The sequence below is a fragment of the Neobacillus rhizosphaerae genome, from assembly GCF_937468385.1.
GTDB lineage: Bacteria > Bacillota > Bacilli > Bacillales > Cytobacillaceae > Neobacillus > Neobacillus rhizosphaerae.
Window position 1 is genome coordinate 1 of sequence record NZ_CALBWS010000053.1, and the last position, 19,718, is coordinate 19,718.

26 protein-coding genes and 1 riboswitch are annotated in these 19,718 nt (G+C 38.6%); of the genes, 11 read left to right on the forward strand and 15 right to left on the reverse strand.

The window, feature by feature from the left end:
* Window positions 1–83, forward strand: an 83-nt coding sequence (locus M5A78_RS25075; RefSeq protein ID WP_406603746.1) for an IS3 family transposase, incomplete at its 5' end; no start/stop codon positions are given.
* 146 nt (window positions 84–229) lie between these two features.
* Here M5A78_RS25075 and M5A78_RS23900 read toward each other — a convergent pair.
* Both M5A78_RS23900 and M5A78_RS23905 read right to left on the reverse strand, forming a co-directional pair.
* On the reverse strand, window positions 230–1,324 hold the full coding sequence (locus M5A78_RS23900; protein WP_248737774.1) for a tetraprenyl-beta-curcumene synthase family protein: 1,095 nt from the start codon (window positions 1,322–1,324) through the stop codon (window positions 230–232).
* A 5-nt stretch (window positions 1,325–1,329) separates the two neighbouring features.
* Window positions 1,330–2,133: an alpha/beta hydrolase gene (locus tag M5A78_RS23905; RefSeq protein ID WP_248737775.1), complete on the reverse strand. Its 804-nt coding sequence runs from the start codon at window positions 2,131–2,133 to the stop codon at window positions 1,330–1,332.
* Window positions 2,134–2,275: 142 nt separating this feature from the next.
* Between M5A78_RS23905 and M5A78_RS23910 the strand changes: the two genes are divergently transcribed.
* A complete protein-coding gene (locus M5A78_RS23910; protein ID WP_248737776.1) occupies window positions 2,276–2,788 on the forward strand; it encodes a gamma carbonic anhydrase in 513 nt (170 codons plus the stop codon).
* Between the two features lie 186 nt (window positions 2,789–2,974).
* Here the strand turns inward: M5A78_RS23910 and asnB are convergent, their stop codons facing one another.
* Both asnB and metK read right to left on the reverse strand, forming a co-directional pair.
* Window positions 2,975–4,879, reverse strand: coding sequence for an asparagine synthase (glutamine-hydrolyzing) (gene asnB, locus M5A78_RS23915; protein ID WP_248737777.1), 1,905 nt, complete (start codon window positions 4,877–4,879; stop codon window positions 2,975–2,977).
* 443 nt (window positions 4,880–5,322) lie between these two features.
* Window positions 5,323–6,522, reverse strand: coding sequence for a methionine adenosyltransferase (gene metK / locus M5A78_RS23920; protein WP_248737778.1), 1,200 nt, complete (start codon window positions 6,520–6,522; stop codon window positions 5,323–5,325).
* A gap of 200 nt (window positions 6,523–6,722) precedes the next feature.
* Window positions 6,723–6,861: riboswitch (SAM riboswitch) on the reverse strand.
* 283 nt (window positions 6,862–7,144) lie between these two features.
* Between metK and pckA the strand changes: the two genes are divergently transcribed.
* Window positions 7,145–8,731 (forward strand): phosphoenolpyruvate carboxykinase (ATP), encoded by a 1,587-nt coding sequence (pckA, locus tag M5A78_RS23925; RefSeq protein ID WP_248737779.1) that lies wholly within the window; start codon window positions 7,145–7,147, stop codon window positions 8,729–8,731.
* A gap of 51 nt (window positions 8,732–8,782) precedes the next feature.
* Here the strand turns inward: pckA and M5A78_RS23930 are convergent, their stop codons facing one another.
* From M5A78_RS23930 to M5A78_RS23950, 5 genes are all read right to left on the reverse strand, one after another.
* The gene (locus M5A78_RS23930) at window positions 8,783–9,754 is read right to left on the reverse strand and encodes a hypothetical protein (RefSeq protein ID WP_248737780.1); all 972 of its coding nucleotides are present in this window, start codon (window positions 9,752–9,754) and stop codon (window positions 8,783–8,785) included.
* Window positions 9,735–9,914, reverse strand: coding sequence for a sigma factor-like helix-turn-helix DNA-binding protein (locus tag M5A78_RS23935; protein WP_248737781.1), 180 nt, complete (start codon window positions 9,912–9,914; stop codon window positions 9,735–9,737). Before M5A78_RS23935 ends, M5A78_RS23930 begins: the two co-directional genes overlap by 20 nt.
* Window positions 9,911–10,258 (reverse strand): RNA polymerase sigma factor, encoded by a 348-nt coding sequence (locus M5A78_RS23940; RefSeq protein WP_248737782.1) that lies wholly within the window; start codon window positions 10,256–10,258, stop codon window positions 9,911–9,913. Before M5A78_RS23940 ends, M5A78_RS23935 begins: the two co-directional genes overlap by 4 nt.
* Window positions 10,259–10,383: 125 nt before the next feature.
* Window positions 10,384–10,626: a DUF2584 domain-containing protein gene (locus M5A78_RS23945; RefSeq protein ID WP_248737783.1), complete on the reverse strand. Its 243-nt coding sequence runs from the start codon at window positions 10,624–10,626 to the stop codon at window positions 10,384–10,386.
* Window positions 10,627–10,666: 40 nt separating this feature from the next.
* Window positions 10,667–11,455, reverse strand: coding sequence for an alpha/beta hydrolase family protein (locus tag M5A78_RS23950; RefSeq protein WP_248737784.1), 789 nt, complete (start codon window positions 11,453–11,455; stop codon window positions 10,667–10,669).
* A 120-nt stretch (window positions 11,456–11,575) separates the two neighbouring features.
* Here M5A78_RS23950 and M5A78_RS23955 point away from each other — a divergent pair, with 120 nt between their 5' ends.
* Genes M5A78_RS23955 through M5A78_RS23965 form a run of 3 tightly spaced genes read left to right on the forward strand, consistent with a single transcriptional unit; the run spans window position 11,576 to window position 14,177 of the window.
* Entirely contained in the window at window positions 11,576–12,592 is a 1,017-nt protein-coding gene (locus M5A78_RS23955) for an ABC transporter substrate-binding protein (protein ID WP_248737785.1), read from the forward strand.
* Window positions 12,593–12,613: 21 nt separating this feature from the next.
* Window positions 12,614–13,390 (forward strand): ABC transporter ATP-binding protein, encoded by a 777-nt coding sequence (locus M5A78_RS23960; protein WP_248737786.1) that lies wholly within the window; start codon window positions 12,614–12,616, stop codon window positions 13,388–13,390.
* Complete coding sequence (locus M5A78_RS23965) at window positions 13,383–14,177, forward strand: ABC transporter permease (RefSeq protein WP_406603747.1); 795 nt, start codon at window positions 13,383–13,385, stop codon at window positions 14,175–14,177. The genes M5A78_RS23960 and M5A78_RS23965 overlap by 8 nt, the downstream gene beginning before the upstream one ends.
* Window positions 14,178–14,198: 21 nt before the next feature.
* Here the strand turns inward: M5A78_RS23965 and ytkD are convergent, their stop codons facing one another.
* Both ytkD and M5A78_RS23975 read right to left on the reverse strand, forming a co-directional pair.
* Window positions 14,199–14,678: an RNA deprotection pyrophosphohydrolase gene (gene ytkD, locus M5A78_RS23970; RefSeq protein WP_248737788.1), complete on the reverse strand. Its 480-nt coding sequence runs from the start codon at window positions 14,676–14,678 to the stop codon at window positions 14,199–14,201.
* 163 nt (window positions 14,679–14,841) lie between these two features.
* Window positions 14,842–15,165, reverse strand: a complete 324-nt coding sequence (locus M5A78_RS23975) for a hydrolase (RefSeq protein WP_248737789.1) — start codon at window positions 15,163–15,165, stop codon at window positions 14,842–14,844.
* 212 nt (window positions 15,166–15,377) lie between these two features.
* Between M5A78_RS23975 and M5A78_RS23980 the strand changes: the two genes are divergently transcribed.
* Both M5A78_RS23980 and ytzI read left to right on the forward strand, forming a co-directional pair.
* Window positions 15,378–15,635, forward strand: coding sequence for a DUF6154 family protein (locus M5A78_RS23980; protein WP_248737790.1), 258 nt, complete (start codon window positions 15,378–15,380; stop codon window positions 15,633–15,635).
* 111 nt (window positions 15,636–15,746) lie between these two features.
* A complete protein-coding gene (gene ytzI / locus M5A78_RS23985; RefSeq protein WP_248737791.1) occupies window positions 15,747–15,923 on the forward strand; it encodes a YtzI protein in 177 nt (58 codons plus the stop codon).
* A gap of 39 nt (window positions 15,924–15,962) precedes the next feature.
* Here the strand turns inward: ytzI and M5A78_RS23990 are convergent, their stop codons facing one another.
* A complete protein-coding gene (locus M5A78_RS23990) occupies window positions 15,963–16,436 on the reverse strand; it encodes an S-ribosylhomocysteine lyase (RefSeq protein WP_248737792.1) in 474 nt (157 codons plus the stop codon).
* A gap of 142 nt (window positions 16,437–16,578) precedes the next feature.
* Here M5A78_RS23990 and yidD point away from each other — a divergent pair, with 142 nt between their 5' ends.
* Entirely contained in the window at window positions 16,579–16,806 is a 228-nt protein-coding gene (gene yidD, locus M5A78_RS23995) for a membrane protein insertion efficiency factor YidD (protein ID WP_248737793.1), read from the forward strand.
* Here yidD and M5A78_RS24000 read toward each other — a convergent pair.
* Window positions 16,803–17,375 carry a beta-class carbonic anhydrase gene (locus tag M5A78_RS24000; protein ID WP_248737794.1) on the reverse strand — a complete coding sequence of 191 codons (573 nt, stop codon included), beginning with the start codon at window positions 17,373–17,375 and terminating at the stop codon, window positions 16,803–16,805. The two genes, yidD and M5A78_RS24000, sit on opposite strands and share 4 nt — an antisense overlap.
* Before the next feature lie 203 nt (window positions 17,376–17,578).
* On the opposite strand from M5A78_RS24000, the gene M5A78_RS24005 reads away from it, so the two are divergent.
* Together M5A78_RS24005 and M5A78_RS24010 are read left to right on the forward strand one after the other, a co-directional pair.
* A complete protein-coding gene (locus M5A78_RS24005; RefSeq protein ID WP_248737795.1) occupies window positions 17,579–18,523 on the forward strand; it encodes a metal ABC transporter solute-binding protein, Zn/Mn family in 945 nt (314 codons plus the stop codon).
* Window positions 18,524–18,646: 123 nt separating this feature from the next.
* Complete coding sequence (locus M5A78_RS24010; RefSeq protein ID WP_248737796.1) at window positions 18,647–18,805, forward strand: DUF1540 domain-containing protein; 159 nt, start codon at window positions 18,647–18,649, stop codon at window positions 18,803–18,805.
* A 295-nt stretch (window positions 18,806–19,100) separates the two neighbouring features.
* On the opposite strand, the gene M5A78_RS24015 is transcribed toward M5A78_RS24010, so the two are convergent.
* Together M5A78_RS24015 and M5A78_RS24020 are read right to left on the reverse strand one after the other, a co-directional pair.
* Complete coding sequence (locus M5A78_RS24015; RefSeq protein WP_248737797.1) at window positions 19,101–19,454, reverse strand: acylphosphatase; 354 nt, start codon at window positions 19,452–19,454, stop codon at window positions 19,101–19,103.
* Window positions 19,455–19,562: 108 nt separating this feature from the next.
* A partial coding sequence (locus M5A78_RS24020; RefSeq protein ID WP_248737798.1) for an IS3 family transposase occupies window positions 19,563–19,718 on the reverse strand: 156 nt, incomplete at its 5' end.

Below are 19,718 nucleotides of genomic sequence, written 5' to 3' on the forward strand. Positions count from 1 at the left end.
TTTATCACTACAATTACAAACGTATTCAAAAGAAACTAAAACAACGCGCGCCGATTGAATATCGACACGCGTTGGCAGCTTAGCTTTTTTATGTTGTCTACTTGACAGGGGTAAGACCATCGAGCCTGGTTTTTTTACAATTTTGTTTATCCGTTGAAATTGTGTCGATATCATCCGAAATCCGAAATTATGTCAATAAAAATTCTCAAATATTTTTCGAGCCGATTTATTACTTTATCATAAGCCTAGTCACAAATGCGGGTACTAATTTTTGAACTGAACGGTAGGCAAGTCCATTGAAATAAAAGAAATAACTGATCCAGCCACCCGTTTTCATGATTCCCTTTGCCAGTTTTCGGACATTTTTCTGTTTTCGAACCTTCGCATCCGATAAATAAATTCCTAGTAAGCCACGATTAATGAGCTGATGGAATTTTTTATGCGGAAGGTAGTCAGTATGCTTGTCTGCTTCCACAACAAAATGTTTTAGCCGGTGAAAAAGTGTTTCTTGACTATCATAGTAGGAACAAAAGTTTAAGTCTCCTCCGGCAATATCTTCCTCTTGGTCAATAAAGTAATCTAAGAGAATATGTAGCCCCTGAATATAAGGAAAGTATCCCTTTCGAATATTTTCCGCATCGCTCGCCCGAAAATCTTCACGCATGGCATACGAGATTAAACAAAAAATGCCCAATGTCGAACCCGAGCAGGCCGAGAACTCATACCATTCCATCTCAGGCAGTCGATTTTGGTAACCATGAAACCATTTTTCAAGACGTGGTACCCGCTCCTCCTGTACCACATGCTTGTGGATTTGCAAATCACAATAATACTGACAGAGCTCCTGAAGATACTCTTTGATAACATCGTAATGTTCTATCTCCTTAAGAACAGAACGACATGTCTCTGATAACTCATACAAATAATCCCCGTCATCCTGATCCTCACGAAGCTGGTAATAGTTTTTCTTATCAGCTTTAAGTAAAAGAGCATCTGCCATCGACATATGGAGGGTAGCAAAGTCTTCAGGATCAAGTGAAGTACTACGGTCACAAAGATTATCTAAATAATCACTAATCGTTTGATAGGCGACGATAAACTTGACTGCTTTTTTATAATGATCTCCAGCTGTGAGAGCAAGGATTGCTCCACCTTCACAGTGAAACGTTTTATGCTCAATACTGGCAAGAGCTTGATTTCTTAACTCTGGATTCGGAATTTTTTCAGCACGGCTTTTCCAATAAGCCAATTCTTGATGGACTGCTGGAAGTATTTTGCGATATACCCTGGACATGAGGGTGATTGGCATCATGGAAAACGACATCCTTTCTAAACGATATATCCAATTGCTTTTAACTGACTTAAAACAAAATCTTTTGCGTATTCAAAGACTTCTTCCCGCTCTGGTTCATTAAAAATTTCATGGTAGCATTTTGGCCATTCCTTGAATCTCTTTTCAGATAATGGGACGTTATTGAACCATTCCTTAACGGTAATTTTATTGACAATTTTGTCATCCCCGCCCTGCATGACAAGCATGGGGATATCCTGTGTTTTGTCGATATTGATAAACGACTGCTTTATCGCAGTGGCAAGTTCGCGATACCACCTAATAGATACTTTTGTTACATAAAGAGTATCATTGGAGTCTGCTTCCCTAACATCTTCATTTCTAGTCGCCATTTGAACGGTTAAACCGGAATTCATCCGTAACGATGGAAATATCACATTCAAGCCATACGATAGAGCATCTAAAAATTTGGAAGGGGAATGGACCAGTCCTAAGCATGGCGAAGAAAGGATCACCCCTGCAACATTTAACCGCTCTTCTTGAAGTAAGCGAATCGCGATTAACCCACCCATACTATGCCCAAGTAAAAACACGGGTAACTCATAACGATAGGCAGCTTGGATCCAATCCTTTACCTCAAATATATATTCATCGAAGGAATCAATATGGCCACGGCGGGCTCTAGTTGTCATACCTTGCCCAGGAAGATCAGCCATTATGACATGAAAGCCAGATAAACGCCACATTTCAATCAGCCAGCCGTATCTAAGGTGATGTTCCATTGCCCCATGAACCATCACGATGACCGCCTTTGCTTCCCCTTCAGCTTCCCACTTCCACATTCTTATTTCCCCCTAGAAAAGTTATAAGCATTTCTTAAAACCCATTCAATTTTTATCAAAAAAATAATAAAAGGTAAATTTTTTGATTAATACTTCAAGCATTCGATAAAATAGAATCATCATTCAAAAAGGAGCGAAACAGATGATCTACCCTTATAAAGATAAATACCCGTTAATTGCTGAGACAGCATTTATTGCCGATTATGTCACGATTACTGGTGATGTTGAAATTGGCGAACACTCTAGTGTCTGGTTTAACTCGAGTATAAGAGGCGATGTCGCACCAACGATAATTGGCAATAAAGTCAATATCCAAGATAATTCTATCTTACACCAAAGTCCTAATAACCCGCTAATTTTAGAGGATGAAGTAACCGTAGGCCATCAGGTAATTCTCCACAGTTGCATCATTAGGAAAAGAGCGTTAATCGGAATGGGTTCCATTATCCTCGATAATGCGGAAATCGGTGAAGGTGCTTTTATTGGAGCTGGCAGCCTGGTATCACAAGGTAAGAAAATCCCCCCTAATACCTTAGCATTCGGCAGACCTGCAAAAGTTATTAGAGAATTGACAGCGGAAGATAGAAAAGATATGGAACGCATTTATACAGAATATGCGGAGAAAGCACAATATTATAAGTCGCTACAATCTTAATTTTATTCAATCGAAGGACAATAATAGTTATTGGCTCATTTTCTTGATTGATTGGCTCATTTTTGGGTTTTATGGCTGATTTTTTTGAACAATTGGCTCATTTTCCTCTATTTATGGCTTTTTTGCAATTAATTGTAAATCATATCAAGAGAAAAGCACCCATCACAACAAATGGGTGCTTTCAAATTAATGCTTCATTGTTTGTAATTCTTTTTGCAAGACAAAATCACGTTGAAATGAATAGACATCTTCTACATACACCTGATGCCATACCATAAACATCAACACCGTCCAAATTTTCCGGCTGTTGTCGGCTTTCCCTTGGCAATGGTCCTCAAGCAAGCCTAAAACGTATGGTTTATTGATTAAATGATCCGTGTTACTTTCACGGATTATTTTTTTCGCCCATTCGTTCATTTCATTTTTTAACCAATGGCGAATTGGCACTGGGAAACCAAGCTTTTTACGGTCAAGCACATGTGCCGGCACAACACCTTCAGCCGCTTTTCGTAAAATATACTTGGTTGTTCCATTAGCTGTTTTCAGGCTTGTTGGTATTTTAGATGCTACTTCAAACACGGCCTTATCAAGGAACGGAACCCTCAGCTCGAGTGAATGAGCCATCGTCATTTTATCTGCTTTCAGCAGAATATCGCCGCGCATCCACGTATGAATATCAATATATTGCATCCGGTCTACTGGATCATAACCTCTTGATTCCTCATAAAGCGGCTTCGTAATGTCTAAATAGTTCAATCCATCTCGATATACGCTCAAAAGATCACGTTTTTCTTCTTCCCTGAACATCTTCGCATTCCCGATATAACGCTCCTCCATCGGTGTAACGCCACGTTCGATAAAACTTTTTCCCTTTGTTCCTTCAGGCATCATGTTTGCAATCCCTTTTAAAAGTACTTTTCCTACTCTCGGGATTTTATTGAACACCTCTAAATCTTGGGGCTCACGGTAAATATTGTAACCGCCAAATAATTCATCAGCACCTTCACCAGATAGAACCACAGTTACATGTTTTCGGGCTTCACGCGCGACAAAGTAAAGTGGGACACAGGCCGGATCTGCCAGCGGATCATCCATATGCCACATGATTTTCGGAATTTCATCCATATACTCCTGTGGTGAAATCACATAGCTGATGTTTTCCACACCCAGCTTTTCTGCCGTCTCTTTCGCCACATCAATTTCACTGAAGCCATTATGTTCAAATCCCACAGAGAAGGTTTTAATGGCAGGATGATATTCTTTAGCAATGGATGCAATGATGGAAGAATCGATTCCACCAGATAAGAAGGAACCAACTGGTACGTCACTGCGCATATGCATTTTGACAGAGTCGAATAGTACATCTTTAATTTCTTTGATAAAATCGGATTCTGATTTTTGGACTGGCTTAAATTGCGCCTTCCAATATCGTTTGATTTCCAGTGGTGAGCCAATTTTTTTCGTGAAATAATGGCCTGGCTCTAATTTTTTTATTCCCTCAGATAAAGTGTTTGGTTCAGGAACAAATTGATAGGTTAAATAGTGCTGAAGCGAATCATAGTCTAAAACATCATTTTCGAGGGCAAGCAAGATACTTTTCTTCTCAGATGCAAACAAAGTTCTTTCTCCATCCTGCATATAGAAGAAAGGCTTGATTCCGAAAGGATCACGCGCACCATAAAGGGTTTGCTCCTGCTTATCCCAAATAATAAAAGCAAACATCCCACGCAATTTTTCCACCGCTTTTTCCTTCAAGTGGCTATAAAGTGCGATGATAACTTCAGTATCAGAACTTGTCGAAAACGTTAAGCCTTCCTTTAACAGTTCATCACGCAATTCAACATAGTTATAGACTTCACCGTTAAAAATAATCCAATATCGCTCATTTTCATACGTAAGCGGCTGGTGTCCACTTTCAATGTCAATAATACTTAAACGGCGGAAACCAAATTGAATATGGTCATCATAAAAGAAACCATCATCATCAGGACCGCGGTGGGTAATGATATCGTTCATATTTTTAAATTGTTGTCTTTGTTCATCACTATAGTTTTGTGTTTTGTCGTGTACACAACCGATAAAACCACACATTATGTACCTCACCTACTCCATTTCAAAATAAAACATTCTCAAAAAACATCTCTCTAATACTACCACTATTTTTGCAAAAATGGCACTGTGAACATTTAGAAATTTGGTGTACCTTCATTTTTTACTTCTATTGACCTACTTAAACATTTTATTCATTGGTACCAATATACTGAACAAGAAAATAGATAAAGTAAACTCGCCGATCTGCAAGCCGTTAGGCGACGACAGAGGCGTAGTTGCACTTATGCCTGAAAGGAAAGTATTTCTTTCCTTTCGGCTGAAAAATAGAAAAGAGAGTTACATATGAAATGCAACTCCCCTTTCTATTTGTCTAGCTCCAGCGCCTAGGGGCTCAGGGAGACTAATCTCTGACTTCTCTTTGCTTGCCAGTCGATCAATTCTCCCTATCTCGCCACTGGTCAAGGCGCTTCCGCTTTTCTTGTTTATAGATTTGCTTGCTGGCGTAAAGAATCAGCTTTATCTGTAAGCTCCCATGGAAGCTCTACATCTGTACGGCCAAAGTGACCGTAAGCTGCTGTTTGTTGGTAAATTGGACGGCGTAGGTCCAGCATGTTAATGATTCCGGCTGGGCGAAGGTCGAAGTTTTTACTTACTAAGTCAACTAAAACCTCTTCACTTACCTTTCCAGTTCCAAACGTATCAACAGAGATGGAAACCGGTCTTGCTACACCAATTGCATAAGCAAGTTGAACTTCAACTTTTTCAGCAAGGCCCGCAGCAACGATGTTTTTAGCTACATAACGAGCCGCATAGGCTGCAGAACGGTCAACCTTTGTAGGATCCTTACCAGAGAAGGCACCACCGCCATGACGAGCATATCCGCCATACGTATCAACAATGATCTTACGACCGGTTAAGCCTGCATCCCCTTGTGGTCCGCCGATAACGAAACGGCCTGTTGGGTTAATGAAATATTTCGTGTTTTCATCAATTAGTTCTTGAGGAACAACTGGATTGATAACATATTCTTTCAGGTTACGTTGAATTTGCTCTAACGTTACCTCCGGATTATGCTGAGTTGAGATAACAATTGTATCAATGCGGACGGGCTTGTCATTTTCATCATACTCAACCGTAACTTGAGTTTTTCCGTCTGGACGAAGGTATTCAAGAACCTTATCCTTACGCACCTCTGTTAATCGACGAGCAAGCTTGTGTGCTAGTGAAATCGGAAGAGGCATAAGCTCTTTTGTTTCATTACAAGCAAAACCAAACATTAAACCTTGGTCTCCTGCCCCAATTGCTTCGATTTCTTCATCAGACATTAAGCCTTCACGTGCTTCAAGTGCTTGGTCAACACCCATGGCAATGTCAGGACTCTGTTCACCAATCGAGGTTAAAACAGCACAAGTCTCGGAGTCAAAGCCGTATTTAGCACGATCGTAACCGATCCCTTTAATTGTTTCACGAACAATCTTCGGAATATCCACGTAAGTAGAGGTTGTGATTTCGCCAGCAACTAGAACTAATCCGGTCGTTACTGAAGTTTCAGCAGCTACACGAGCATTAGCATCCTTCGCTAAAATAGCATCTAAAATGGAATCAGAAATTTGGTCACATATCTTGTCAGGATGACCTTCCGTTACTGATTCAGAAGTGAACAAACGACGTTTTGTTGACATCTGAAATCCTCCTATAATATGAGATAATCGAGGTTTTATGAAGGTTACAGGAATACTTCTTGAACCTCGTGATTGATACGGTACTCATTCCCTTAGTATGAAATAAACAAAGGATTTTTATTAGAAACTCTTTTCATAAAAGGACTTATACAAAACAAAAAACCTTACCACTATGAGGAAAGGTTGTTCCGGGCCTTTCACTCTTATCGTTCAAGACATGAGCCTTGCGTCAGATTAGCACCTTCGCACTTGAAAAGGAACTGTTATGCAGTCATCCTTTTCGTATAGCAGGTTGCTGGGTTTCATTGGGCCTGTCCCTCCACCAGCTCGGGATAAGAGAGTATCCGTTCAAATCAGAATATTACTCTACAATGGCGAACATTGTCAATGAATTTTTAAAGAAATATCCAACAACTTCATAAATGAACTGTTCTAGAGATTGCCTTCATTTTTTCATTTATATTCAAAAATCAACTATTTGTCATTACCGTTTTAAATTTTTTCGAATAATGTATAAAACACTACTCAATTTCATTAAATAGTATAGACTATTAGAATTAATGTGTTATACTATTTACTAATATTAATATATAAAAACCATAATAAAGGAAGGTTTCTTTAAATGAATTCTGTTCATATTCCAAATGAATTAAGTCACTTGTTAAACGAAAGCAATAGCCATGTCCAATTATCAGTTCCTCAAATAGTTGAAAAAATCTTAAGCCGTAACGAAGGAACCTTAACCTCAACTGGAGCAGTTCGTGTCTCAACCGGTAAATATACAGGACGATCACCAAAAGATAAATTTATTGTAATGGAAGAGTCCACGAAGGATAAAATTGCTTGGGGTTCGTTAAATCAACCTATTTCTGAGGAAGTCTTTACTAATTTGTATCATAAAGTTCTAGATCATTTAAAACAACTTAATGAAATTTTTGTGTTTAACGGCTTTGCCGGTGCTGATAAAAAATCCCGTTTGCCTATCCAAGTTATCAATGAATTGGCTTGGCATAATTTATTTGCCCAGCAATTATTTATTCGCCCAACTGCAGACGAACAGCTAGACCATGAGCATGGATTCACTGTTATTTCTGCCCCCAATTTCAAGGCAGATCCAGCTATTGATGGAACAAACTCAGAAACTTTTATTATTATCTCTTTTGAACGCCGAATCGTTTTAATCGGCGGAACCGAGTACGCAGGTGAAATGAAAAAATCGATTTTTTCTGTGATGAATTATTTGCTGCCTGAAAACAATATTTTTTCGATGCACTGTTCAGCAAATGTAGGGGTAGAAGGTGATGTCGCTCTCTTCTTCGGTTTATCCGGCACAGGAAAAACAACTTTATCCGCTGATCCGAAGCGTCGTTTAATTGGTGATGATGAACATGGCTGGTCTTCTAATGGTGTTTTTAATATTGAGGGCGGCTGTTATGCCAAATGCATCAATCTTTCCCGCGAAAAAGAACCGCAAATTTTTGATGCCATTCGTTTTGGTACAGTCCTTGAAAATGTGGTCATGAATCATGAAACGAGAATTCCTGATTATGATGATGGAACGTTGACAGAAAACACAAGGGCAGCCTATCCAATCCAAGCGATTGATAATATTGTGCAGCCTAGCATTGCCGGTCATCCCAACACAATTGTCTTCTTAACAGCTGACGCGTTCGGAGTATTGCCACCAATTGCAAAATTAACGAAGGAACAAGCGATGTATCACTTCTTAAGTGGCTATACCTCCAAGCTTGCCGGAACTGAGCGTGGTGTAACATCTCCAGAGGCAACCTTCTCCACCTGCTTTGGTGCACCATTCCTGCCGCTACCTGCGACCCGTTACGCAGAAATGCTTGGTGAAAAAATTCTTGAGCACAATGTAAATGTCTTTCTTGTGAATACCGGCTGGACTGGTGGAGAATATGGTGTCGGCAACCGGATGAAGCTTATGTTCACAAGAGCCATGGTTCAGGCAGCCCTTGAAGGTGAACTAAACCATGTTGAAACGGTCAAAGACGAAATCTTTGGCTTAAATATTCCGCTTCATATTGCCGGTGTTCCTGACGAAGTTCTTCAGCCGAATAAAACCTGGGCAGACCCAGAGGGGTATGAAAAGAAAGCAAAGGAACTGGCAGCAAAGTTCCGCGAAAACTTTAAGAAATTTACCTCTGTTGCTACTAAAATTGAAGAACAAGGCGGACCGATTGCTTAAAATAAATAAACTAAAAAAGCGATTCTTCATTTGAAGAATCGTTTTTTTAGTTTATTTATCAGTGGGTTTTCCTATTCTTACAAAATTCGAAGACCCCAACGCACCAAAACTATATTTTCCGCTTTTTTTAATTTGGAAATCTCCTTTGTAAATAGAAGTCTTTCTTCCATCTTCAGAAGTGGAATCTGTTTGATGTTTAAAAGTAAACTTGGAGATGTCAGTTGGGTCCTCTTCATTTATGATCTCTAATTCGATTTCTTCAGGCAGGTTTTCCCCGTCAACCTCAATGTAAGCGTCCTGATAAAAACCGACATACAAATCTTCTTGGGAAATCAATAAGGTAGCGCTAGGACCCAGTAAGACATAATGGTCCTTTACATAAATAGTAAATTCGCCAAATTTCTTCTCTACCCCTGAGGTATTGCCGACAATGAATGTGAGGTTCCATTTTCCACGTTTGTCAAAGATACCTAAATCAACCGAAGCATGAGCGTCTGAACCATACATTCCACCAGATAATTGTCCGCCTCCAAAGGTAGTTGATATTCCTGTATCCACGTGTGTTGCTTCAACATTTAGATATTGATACGATTTAAGTTCCTTTCCCCATAAAAAAACCATTGTATTACGCGATGAGCGGATATCACCCCATACTGCCCATTCCTTTGGCGCCAGCAGGCTAACCTTGTTCGGAATACCAAAATTACTGTCTGCATAATGTGGGGTGCCATCTTTATCTACTAAGGCAAAATAATTGCCTTCCTGTGCCTGTTTAATAACAGTCCCAGCTCTTGGGGTCTTTTCCTCCGATTTATTTGTTAGATAAAGGATAGGAGTGATGAGAATTAAGATAAACACAGCAGCTAAAGCGGCGAGTCTTTGAACGGGAAATTGTCTTTTTGGCTTTAGCGTTCCGGTCTCACTAATTGTTTTCAAAATTTCTGTTCTTTGGATCGTTGTTAGTTCATGCCTTGGAAAATCCGCTAACACTTCAAGCAGTTCTTTATCCGATAAATGACTCAAAATACTCACCCTCCTTTAAGCTCACATTAAGTTTCTTCACGGCCCGAAAAAAGGTAACATTCACTTTATTTTCCGACCAGCCGAGTACCTGACCTGCCTCACGTGATGACATTTCAGCAATGCCTTTTAGTAAGACTACATCACGATAACTGGGCTTCAACCCATTAATCGCTTCATACAAATGGGCATATTCCATTTTTTGACTATTTTTCCTCCTGTATCTTGTTCATGAAGCTGTGGAGATTCATAATCAAGAATCTGTTTAAGCCGATTCCAAACGGATTTTTTACGGTAATAATCAATCGCTGTATTTCTGGCTATCGAAATAAGCCATGTTTTCGGACTTGAATCGTTCTTAAAGCGGCTAAAGGCACGAAATGCCCGCAAAAAGGTTTCTTGAACCAAATCTTCTACATCCGAAGAACCGGTATAATAAACAAGATAATTAGTAACATCTTTTTCATATTGGATAAACCATTTCTCTATTTGATGGTCCCTTTCCAACCAAATACCCCCTTTCCCAATCTCTTTTTACTTTTGACTCTAGAAATAAGACGGCTTTGTCGATCCTTTCTTACACTTTTTTTACACTTTTCTGCAAAAGAAAAAGCAGGTGAAATCTTCCCTGCTTAATTCGTTGAATTCAATGAAATTAGTTGATATGTTATCGTCGTTCTGTTATTTTGCCATTCTACTTTTTTAATTAAAGCCGTTCCGCTTGAATCTCCATCCATTGTTTTTCTGACATCAATTGGAATCTCAATTGGATATAGCCGGAGCCCTTCTTTTTCTAAAACAAATAGGTTTTTTTCGACTCTCTTCTCTCTTCCTTTTGTCACAATCATCGTATTTAACTCAAGGGGCATACCCATAAAAATCCGCTCCTCTGTTTGTATTAACTATATATTACCATTATTTGCATTGGTTTTTCATCCAATTTGATAAATCCCGAACAACTTTTCTATTTACTACAGGTGGGAAATAGTGTGTAAACTCATCAAAATACCAACATTCGACTTGTTTGTCTAATGACCTAAGTCTTCTTTCTAGTCGGTAGGCGTGTTCTACGGAAACATTATCGTCCATAACTCCATGAATAATCAAAACTGGAGCAGCTAGTTTTTCTAACTCATAAAGGGGTGTCCTCACTTGATACTGCTCTGGATACTTCTCCGGAGTGCCGCCAATGACCCTCTTCATCATTCTTCGTAAATCTTTTCTCTCCATATAAGTTAAGGTCATATCACTAACCCCACCCCAAGTCACAACAGATGCTGCTTCCGGAAAGTGAATCCCTGTCAGCAGCGCCATCACGCCGCCGCGTGAAAAACCAAAGATATGGATATCTCGAACTCTTGGCAATGACTTTAACAGCAAAAAGGCTGAAAACGCATCTTCCCTATCATCCCCTGCAAAATCCTCATTGCCCTCCCCGCCTTGATTTCCACGATAATAGGGAGCAAAAACAATAAACCCCTCGGCCGCAAACTGAGCAATCCTTGAAGGTCTAACTTTTCCAACATTTTTGATCCCGCCTCTTAAATAAAGAAATCCATCACAAACACCCTTGTTTTTTGGTTCAGCAAGCATTCCTTTTACTCTCAACCCATTTGAGAGGTAGGTAATTACCTTCAATTCTACCTTTGGATTAGGTGAGGGAAAGCGATTAAACGCAACAATTTTTCCATTATAGTCATTCATTTTTATCTATCCTTATAAAAAATTTTGGAACTAGGCATTCACACATTTTATTCGCCTTCATACGATATCTTAGGTAAAAACAGCCCAGAATATAATTGATTTAAGGAGGTCCATCGTTTTATGAAAAAATGGGTAAAAATCAGTTTCTCCTCAGTTCTCATAGCTTTTCTTATGTTAACCTTAGCTGCTTGCAATACCAATGATGATACCAAAACAAAGAAACTGGAAAAAGTCCGGATTGCAGAAGTAACTCGCTCGATTTTCTATGCCCCCCAATATGTCGCCTTAGCAAAAGGATTTTTCAAGGCCGAAGGTTTAGACATTACGCTAACGACAACTCCTGGGGGCGACAAAACGATGACTGCCCTAATCTCAGGGGGAGCCGACGTTGCCCTTGTAGGTTCTGAAACATCGATTTATGTATACGCACAAGGGGCTAATGATCCAGTCATCAATTTTGCACAATTAACTCAAACTGACGGCACATTCCTTGTTTCCAGAGAAAAAATTGACAATTTTTCTTGGGATTTATTAAAGGGAACCACCTTCCTCGGCCAACGTAAGGGCGGCATGCCGCAGATGGTCGGTGAATTTGTGCTAAAGAAGCATGGAATAGATCCACACAAAGATTTAACGTTAATCCAAAATATCGACTTCGCGAACATTGCTAATGCCTTTGCCTCTGGTTCAGGTGAATTCGTTCAATTATTTGAGCCAACTGCTAGCATTATTGAAAAAGAAGGAAAAGGCCATATTGTTGCATCATTTGGTAAAGAATCCGGCCATGTCCCCTATACAACCTTTATGGCAAAAGAAAGCTATATGAAAAAAAATAAAGCCACGTTTGAAAAATTCACAAAAGCCATTTACAAAGCGCAGCAATGGGTGAAAACACATAGCGCCGAGGAAATTGCCAAGGCAGTGGAACCGTATTTTCCGGATACAGATCGCGGTATTATGAAAACCGTTGTCGAGCGCTATAAGAATCAAGGCTCGTTCGCAACAGATCCTATCCTGGACGAAGAAGAATGGAATAATCTTCAGAACATCATGAGAGAAGCCGGCGAGCTTCCAAAAGAAGTCGATCATAAAACGCTAGTCAATACAGAGATTGCCGAAAAGATTATCAAGAAATAATAGGAAAGGGAGGCCGTTCATATGAGCTTTTTACATGTTCAAGGAATTCATCACACCTATTTTTCTAAAGCCTCTGCTACCACGGCCCTCTCCGATATTTCCCTTACGGTTGAAGAAGGAGAATTTGTCTCCATTCTCGGCCCAAGTGGATGTGGAAAGACAACCCTGCTCTCCATTATATCCAGTCTGATAAAACCGTCTGAAGGAACTGTCTTGTTAGAGAATAAACCTATTTCAACTTCCAAAAATGAAATTGGCTATATGCTACAGCAGGATTATTTGTTTCCATGGAAAACGATCGAAGAGAATATTTTACTAGGTCTTAAGTTATCAAAGCAGATAAATGATAAAACCAAATCAAATGCACTCGGGTTATTAAAACAGATTGGTTTAACCGGAGTAGAAAAACAGCTGCCAAAGCAATTATCAGGAGGAATGAGGCAGCGGGTTGCCCTCGTTAGGACGCTCGCAACCGAACCAAAACTGCTGATGCTGGATGAACCTTTTTCCTCTCTCGATTATCAAACAAAGCTAAAGCTTGAGGATTTAGTGTCACAAATATTAGCTGAATTTGGCAAAACGGCGATTCTCGTTACCCATGATATCGGGGAAGCCATTGCCATGAGTGATCGAGTCTTTTTATTCTCGTCGCACCCTGGAAGGCTCCATAAAACATTTCATATGCCAGCGGAGTTACGCCGATTAACCCCTTTTGAAACGAGAAATCATGAACTTTTCCCAAGTATCTTTCAAATGATTTGGAAGGAGTTGGAGTCCCTTGAGCAAGGAAATGAATAAGGTGGATCTCCTTCATAAAAACTACCTTCAATCCCTAAAAGTTGAAAAAAGATGGGTCCGGTTATATCAGGCTATCATTTTCCTGCTCTTTTTTTCGAGCTGGGAGGTTTCGAGTCAAAAACAGTGGATTGACCCGCTCATTTTCAGTTCCCCTACGAAAATTTGGAACTTATTTTTAAACAAACTCCAGGATGGCTCGTTAATAACGAATTTAAGTGTAACTTTAACGGAAACTGTTCTTGGCTTTATTTTGGGTACCTTACTTGGCACAATATTAGCTGCCATTCTGTGGTGGTCGCCAATGATTTCAAAAATTCTAGATCCCTACCTTGTCATCTTAAACGCGATGCCCAAAGTAGCTTTGGGGCCGATTTTGATTGTCGCTTTAAGTCCCGGATATCCCTCCATTATTGCAATGGGAGCGATTATCTCGATAATCATTACGACCATTGTTGTTTATACCTCATTTAAAGAGGTCGACCCCAATTATTTAAAGGTGCTGCAAACCTTCGGAGCCACGCGCTTTCAATGCTTTAAGGAAGCCATTATGCCGGCGAGCTTCCCAACCATTATTTCGACTTTGAAGGTCAATGTCGGTCTATCATGGGTCGGTGTTATCGTTGGAGAATTCCTTGTATCATCTAAAGGACTCGGATATATGATTATTTACGGCTTTCAGGTCTTTAATTTTACACTTGTTTTTCTATCGCTTTTGGTTATCGCAGTATTCGCCACAATTATGTACCAGCTCGTGGAATTATTAGAGAAAAAACTAATCAAAGAATAGTGGTTCCCCAAGGGCTTTCCGCTATTCTTTTTCACTTTGCTTTAGATTGATATAGTTAACACATTCTCCCACAACCTGATCTTTCATAATAAAGCTATATTCTTCACCAAATCGCAGCTGTAATAAATCACCGTTAACAATCACGGGACCATTTGTTTCATAGTAACTGCTTGTTTCAGCTACCCTTTTTACCTTTCCCCAAAAAACAGTCTTCACAAAGGGGTCCATTTCATCATAAACCATGTACTGAGCCAAATAGTTCAAATCTGCAAGAATAGCCCCGGTCTCCTCATAGGTCTCACGTCGTGCTGCTTCCTCAAGGGTTTCGCCGGATTCTCTTTTGCCACCGGGAAATTCAATCCCCCTTTGTTTATGCTTGGTTAAAAGCCAGCCATCCTCAAATTGGCAAATGACCAGAACATGTTTCGATTCTACTTGAAACCTATTCTGGGAAAAGGTGAGTTCAACCTTGTTTCCGTTATCATCTAAAAACCGTATCATGTTAAAACCTACCTCAAATTTTGATGCTTTTATTATAAATGGAAACTTGCCGATTGGCGAGGCCGTTAGGACGAAGACAGAGGCATAGTTGAATTTATACTTTACTATTAGCTAAACGAAAAAAAGGGAAAACCCCCAGTGATTTGGATTTTCCTTTATGAGGCTATTCTTCTTTCTGCAAAATATTCATGCTATCAATATGACTTTTGGCTTCTTCATCCCCCAGCTTGTGCAACATCCCATATACCTGCTGAATGGTACTGTCGTAAGCATCGTTTTCACGGTCATAATGATATTGAACATAGGGAACATGGGCTCTGAAAAAATTTTTCCATTCAGTGGAATAATTTTGGTTAAACAACTCACGGAGCTCGGTGATTTCTTGATTTGATGCATGTATTTTATAGCTCCAAGTCGAATCAGTGGCACTTTGGGAGATTTCCCCAGCCCCGACATCTATAAAATAAGTTTTCTTTTGCTCGTCCATTTTGTCATCCCCTTTTGCTCTTTATTAATCCACAAATAGATAAAATTTATTCTTTTTCAAAATTCGACTCATTTTTTTGAAATGAATACGTTATAATAAACATACAATCAAGAAAACAGATTTTTCAGTTAATTCAAAATAAGAAAAGGAGGGATGATTTTATCTTTTTATGGGTATGGAATATGTATAAGATTAATAAGGAGGTGTTGCAATTGAAATTAGTCGATGAATTATTTGAGATGTACCGAAACAAGCTAACTGGCGATGAAGAAGATATTGACATGCTGGCGTTTGCCTTTTTAGAGGAGATGTCACATGAGGACCTGCTTGCCTTAATCCAAGAAATGGATAAACAAGAACTTTATAATTTAATGGGTATTTATTTAATCGAAAGCTTAAAAGGGAAATTTGCCCAAGAAGAATACGGACAACATCGCACAAATACTTACTACCCTAGAAATATTCATTGATTTTACATAACACCGTTCAATTGGGAGGCTGAATAGCTTCCTTTTTTGTGCATTGAGGTCATTCATTAAAGATATTCATGTTACAATGTAGTTGTAAAAGGGGGGCGTGACATGAATACCGTACTAGTGATTAGTATTATTATTGTATTTATCGTTTTACTATTAGCTGTTATTACTACTTCAAAAGCATACTCTTTTAAACATACAGTGGATTCTTTTGAAGAAACTCCTATTATTGACGAGGAGAATAAACAGCAAGTTCCTAATCAGGAGGAAAACAAGGTATAAAAAAATTCCTATTCGTTTGAATAGGAATTTTTCATTTAATTAGGCAAAAACCTGTTTTAAGTCTTCTTTGCTTTGCTCTAGCCAGAACCGCATTAAACGTTTGGCTTCTTCTAAATCATGCAGCTTCGCTTGCCCGCATTGTCGCTCATTAGCAGCAGGAATATCCACGATTTCAACCGCATCCTTCATGGTATCCTCAAGTAGATCAATGATTTCCTCCACTGTTGGTTCACCGCTAACAACTAGGTAATAACCGGTTTGGCAGCCCATTGGAGAAATATCAATAATATCAAAGTGGTCATATTTTTCGGAATGCTTTCTAATATTAAAGGCAAGTAAATGCTCTAACGTATGAATCGCATCTGGTTTCATCGCTTGTTTATTAGGTTGGCAAAAACGGATATCATATTTATTAACTACTCCGTCACTTCCGACCTTATGGACACCGCAATGTCTTACATAAGGGGCTTTAACGGCATTATGATCTAAATCAAAGCTTTCAACTGAAGGCATAAATATCACTCCTTTATTCATCTATTACCTATCTTACTATAAAATCCGAGTTTTTTCATCTACTTACATAGATTTAACAATTTAGACGTATATTTAAATATATGTTATGTTGTAAGTAATCATAAAAAGGAGATAAAAATCCATGTTGAAAAAAATCTTTCTTTCCATTATTCGTTTTTATCAGGTCGTTATCTCACCATTAAAACCACCAACATGTCGATTTTATCCTACTTGTTCACACTATGGCTTAGAAGCAGTTCAACGGTTTGGTGCATTAAAAGGTGGCTGGCTTACCATTAAACGGATATTAAAATGTCATCCCTTTCATCCGGGAGGGTTGGATCCTGTTCCTGAAAAAAAACAGGACTAATTATCATAACCATCTACAACTAAATCAAGCTTTCCAGTCTTGGGGTCAATTACGAGTCCATGGACAGGAATACCCTCGGGCATTAACGGATGATGTTTAATAATGTCGACACTGTGCTCCACACTCTCAGTCACATTATCAAACCCATGAAGCCACTGGTGAATATCAATGCCAGAATAGATAAGCGTATCAATGGTTTCTTGTGTTATTCCTCGCTCTTTCATATTCTCAATCACTGGCTCGGCTTTTAAGCCGCTCATTCCACAATCATAATGTGCAATAACCAATACCTCCTGAGCCTGTAATTCATATACCGCAATCAGAATGCTTCTCATTACACTTCCAAAGGGGTGAGAGACAAGGCCGCCAGCATCTTTAATTAGCTTTGCATCCCCATTTCCCATGTTTAGGGCTTTCGGCAATAATTCCAACAATCGTGTATCCATACAGGTGAGTATGACCATTCGTTTATTAGGGAACTTGGTTGTTTCATATTTCTCGTATTCGTGATTTTTTACAAAATTTTCATTATGCTCAAGAATCTCGTTCAATATTGTTGATTTGTTCATATAAATCCCACCTTTCTTTTTTAGCATACATAAAAGACAATGCTAATAACAAATTTTATACTTGCATTTAAGCTGTTTTTTTTGTAAGATACATATGGAAATCGGAATCGTTCCGTATTATACGTTTATTTCTTTTCTGAATACTAAAAATTTTTCAATTTTAAATCGTAATTAATCCGATTTAATAACTTTAAGGAGCCCTTATGAAAAAAATTATTCTTATCCTTTCGATTCTGTTACCATTAAGTCTTATTTTGTCTGCTTGCGCTAATGGAAAAGACCAGGTACAAAAAAAGAAGGACCAGTTAAGCATCTATACCACTGTATTCCCACTTCAATATTTTACTGAACGGATTGGCGGTAAATATGTAGATGTTAAAACAATCTATCCTCCTGGGGCGGATGAACACACCTTTGAACCATCCCAAAAAGATATGATGAATTTGGCGGATTCAGACTTATTTTTCTACATTGGATTAGGTCTTGAAGGATTTGTGGAAAAAGCAAAAGGAACATTAAAAAACGAGAATGTTACCTTAGTGCCCACTGCCGATAAGCTGAATTTACCAAAAAATAATCATTCAACAGAAGAAGAGGCAGGGCATGATGACCATGACCATGGTGATATCAATCCGCATGTATGGGTCGATCCCCTTTATGCAAAGGAAATGGCTGCCGTTATTCGTGATTCTTTAGCAAAAAAAATGCCACAAAACAAGGACGTTTTCAATACAAATTATCAAAAACTGGCTTCTGAGTTAGATGACCTCAATACTCAATTTGAGCAGACGATTACCAATGCCAAGCATAAAAAAATCATTGTCACACACGCTGCGTTTGGGTATTGGGAAAATCGTTATGGGATTGAACAAATCAGTATTTCAGGACTTTCGACTTCGAATGAACCAACACAAAAAGAACTAGAAAAAATTATTTCTATCGCTGACCATGATGGCTTACACTATATTCTTTTCGAACAAAACGTCCAATCAAAGCTAGGCAAGGTCGTTCAAAGTGAAATAGGTGCTCGAGCATTACCAATTCACAATCTCGCTATTTTATCAAAAGAGAACATAAAAAACAAAGAAACGTATTTTTCATTAATGAATAAAAATCTTGAAACATTAAAAACAGCTTTAAATCATTAACCTTGATAAATCTGGTTTTATTGCCATTCATTCACTTTTATTCCCTATCACTTACAGGATTGCTGGCACTTAAATCAGCAAATGCTATGACTGTATTACCGAAACTCTAAGGAGTGATACCAAATGGCAAAAGATGTTTTGTGTGAAGTGAATAACTGCTCGTTTTGGGCTAATGGCAATAAATGTAGTGCCGATAAAATTTATGTTGTCAGCCATACCGGTCAAACGGCTGATTCCACTAAAGAGACCGATTGTAAAACTTTTGAACCAAGTGAGCTTTAGTAATATAAAATGAACTAGGCAATATTATTCTAACGGGTTCACTTGTGAGGCGCCAAACAGTAAACCGCAAGTAAAATCTCAACACTAATCACAAAATATTCACCTAGGGATCCGCAGTATATTTCACATAAAGAATGGCTCGGAGCTTTTCGCCAAGCCATTCTTCATTTTATTCATCGTTTTTTTGCTAAAGCACCCGTTCCTTTGAGTACACAACTTCACAATCTTTTTTAGTGGATAAGAAAAATGCGACCTTCTTCATGAAGAATCGCACCTGATTGTGGATATAAGTACTTTATCTCACTATTGTAAAATTTTCATCATCATCAACAATAGGTACATCAATCATGGTTACTTTTTTTACAGATGCCCGTTTCAATGACTGCATACAATTGACCAAAAAATAAATTTTCGATTCTTCCCCTTGTAATTCTGCTTCCACACTTCCATCTTCTAAATTTTCCACCCATCCCTTTAATTTCATTCTTTCAGCAATACAATATATTTCCAAGCGAAATCCTACCTTTTGTACTCTTCCAGAAAAAGTAACTCTTTTTCTGATAAAACTGCCTGTATTAAATTTAGGAAACTTTATACGATTCGCATGACTAATTACATATCCGTCTCTTAATTTCTTAAAAACGCTCATTTAATACAACGTCCTCCTTCTAGTTTATGACTCAATCGTCTCCGAACCAAAATAAAACAAAAGCCTTACTCCCTCTATGATCTGACCCAATAAAGTTAGACAAATATTTTAGGCTACTTTGAGGACCTGAGTTCGGTATTCTTCTGGGCTTAGGTCTTTTAATTTTGCCTTTATTCGTTTGTTATTGTAATAGTGAATATAGTCTTCTAATTCTTTTTCAAAATGCTCAATGCTATCAAACTCCTGTAGATAAAGGAGTTCTGA

Bases quoted from the DNA above. Each gene is read 5' to 3' on its own strand.
- pckA (WP_248737779.1), top strand. From the start codon at position 7,145: ATGAATTCTGTTCATATTCCAAATGAATTAAGTCACTTGTTAAACGAA.
- M5A78_RS23950 (WP_248737784.1), bottom strand. From the start codon at position 11,455: ATGAATGACTATAATGGAAAAATTGTTGCGTTTAATCGCTTTCCCTCA.
- M5A78_RS24015 (WP_248737797.1), bottom strand. From the start codon at position 19,454: ATGAGCGTTTTTAAGAAATTAAGAGACGGATATGTAATTAGTCATGCG.
- metK (WP_248737778.1), bottom strand. From the start codon at position 6,522: ATGTCAACAAAACGTCGTTTGTTCACTTCTGAATCAGTAACGGAAGGT.
- M5A78_RS24000 (WP_248737794.1), bottom strand. From the start codon at position 17,375: ATGAACAAATCAACAATATTGAACGAGATTCTTGAGCATAATGAAAAT.
- M5A78_RS23945 (WP_248737783.1), bottom strand. From the start codon at position 10,626: ATGGGTATGCCCCTTGAGTTAAATACGATGATTGTGACAAAAGGAAGA.
- asnB (WP_248737777.1), bottom strand. From the start codon at position 4,879: ATGTGTGGTTTTATCGGTTGTGTACACGACAAAACACAAAACTATAGT.
- ytzI (WP_248737791.1), top strand. From the start codon at position 15,747: ATGAATACCGTACTAGTGATTAGTATTATTATTGTATTTATCGTTTTA.
- M5A78_RS23905 (WP_248737775.1), bottom strand. From the start codon at position 2,133: ATGTGGAAGTGGGAAGCTGAAGGGGAAGCAAAGGCGGTCATCGTGATG.
- M5A78_RS24005 (WP_248737795.1), top strand. From the start codon at position 17,579: ATGAAAAAAATTATTCTTATCCTTTCGATTCTGTTACCATTAAGTCTT.
- M5A78_RS23900 (WP_248737774.1), bottom strand. From the start codon at position 1,324: ATGTCGTTTTCCATGATGCCAATCACCCTCATGTCCAGGGTATATCGC.
- M5A78_RS23990 (WP_248737792.1), bottom strand. From the start codon at position 16,436: ATGCCTTCAGTTGAAAGCTTTGATTTAGATCATAATGCCGTTAAAGCC.
- M5A78_RS23910 (WP_248737776.1), top strand. From the start codon at position 2,276: ATGATCTACCCTTATAAAGATAAATACCCGTTAATTGCTGAGACAGCA.
- ytkD (WP_248737788.1), bottom strand. From the start codon at position 14,678: ATGATACGGTTTTTAGATGATAACGGAAACAAGGTTGAACTCACCTTT.
- M5A78_RS23975 (WP_248737789.1), bottom strand. From the start codon at position 15,165: ATGGACGAGCAAAAGAAAACTTATTTTATAGATGTCGGGGCTGGGGAA.
- M5A78_RS23955 (WP_248737785.1), top strand. From the start codon at position 11,576: ATGAAAAAATGGGTAAAAATCAGTTTCTCCTCAGTTCTCATAGCTTTT.
- M5A78_RS23965 (WP_406603747.1), top strand. From the start codon at position 13,383: ATGAATAAGGTGGATCTCCTTCATAAAAACTACCTTCAATCCCTAAAA.
- yidD (WP_248737793.1), top strand. From the start codon at position 16,579: ATGTTGAAAAAAATCTTTCTTTCCATTATTCGTTTTTATCAGGTCGTT.
- M5A78_RS24010 (WP_248737796.1), top strand. From the start codon at position 18,647: ATGGCAAAAGATGTTTTGTGTGAAGTGAATAACTGCTCGTTTTGGGCT.
- M5A78_RS23960 (WP_248737786.1), top strand. From the start codon at position 12,614: ATGAGCTTTTTACATGTTCAAGGAATTCATCACACCTATTTTTCTAAA.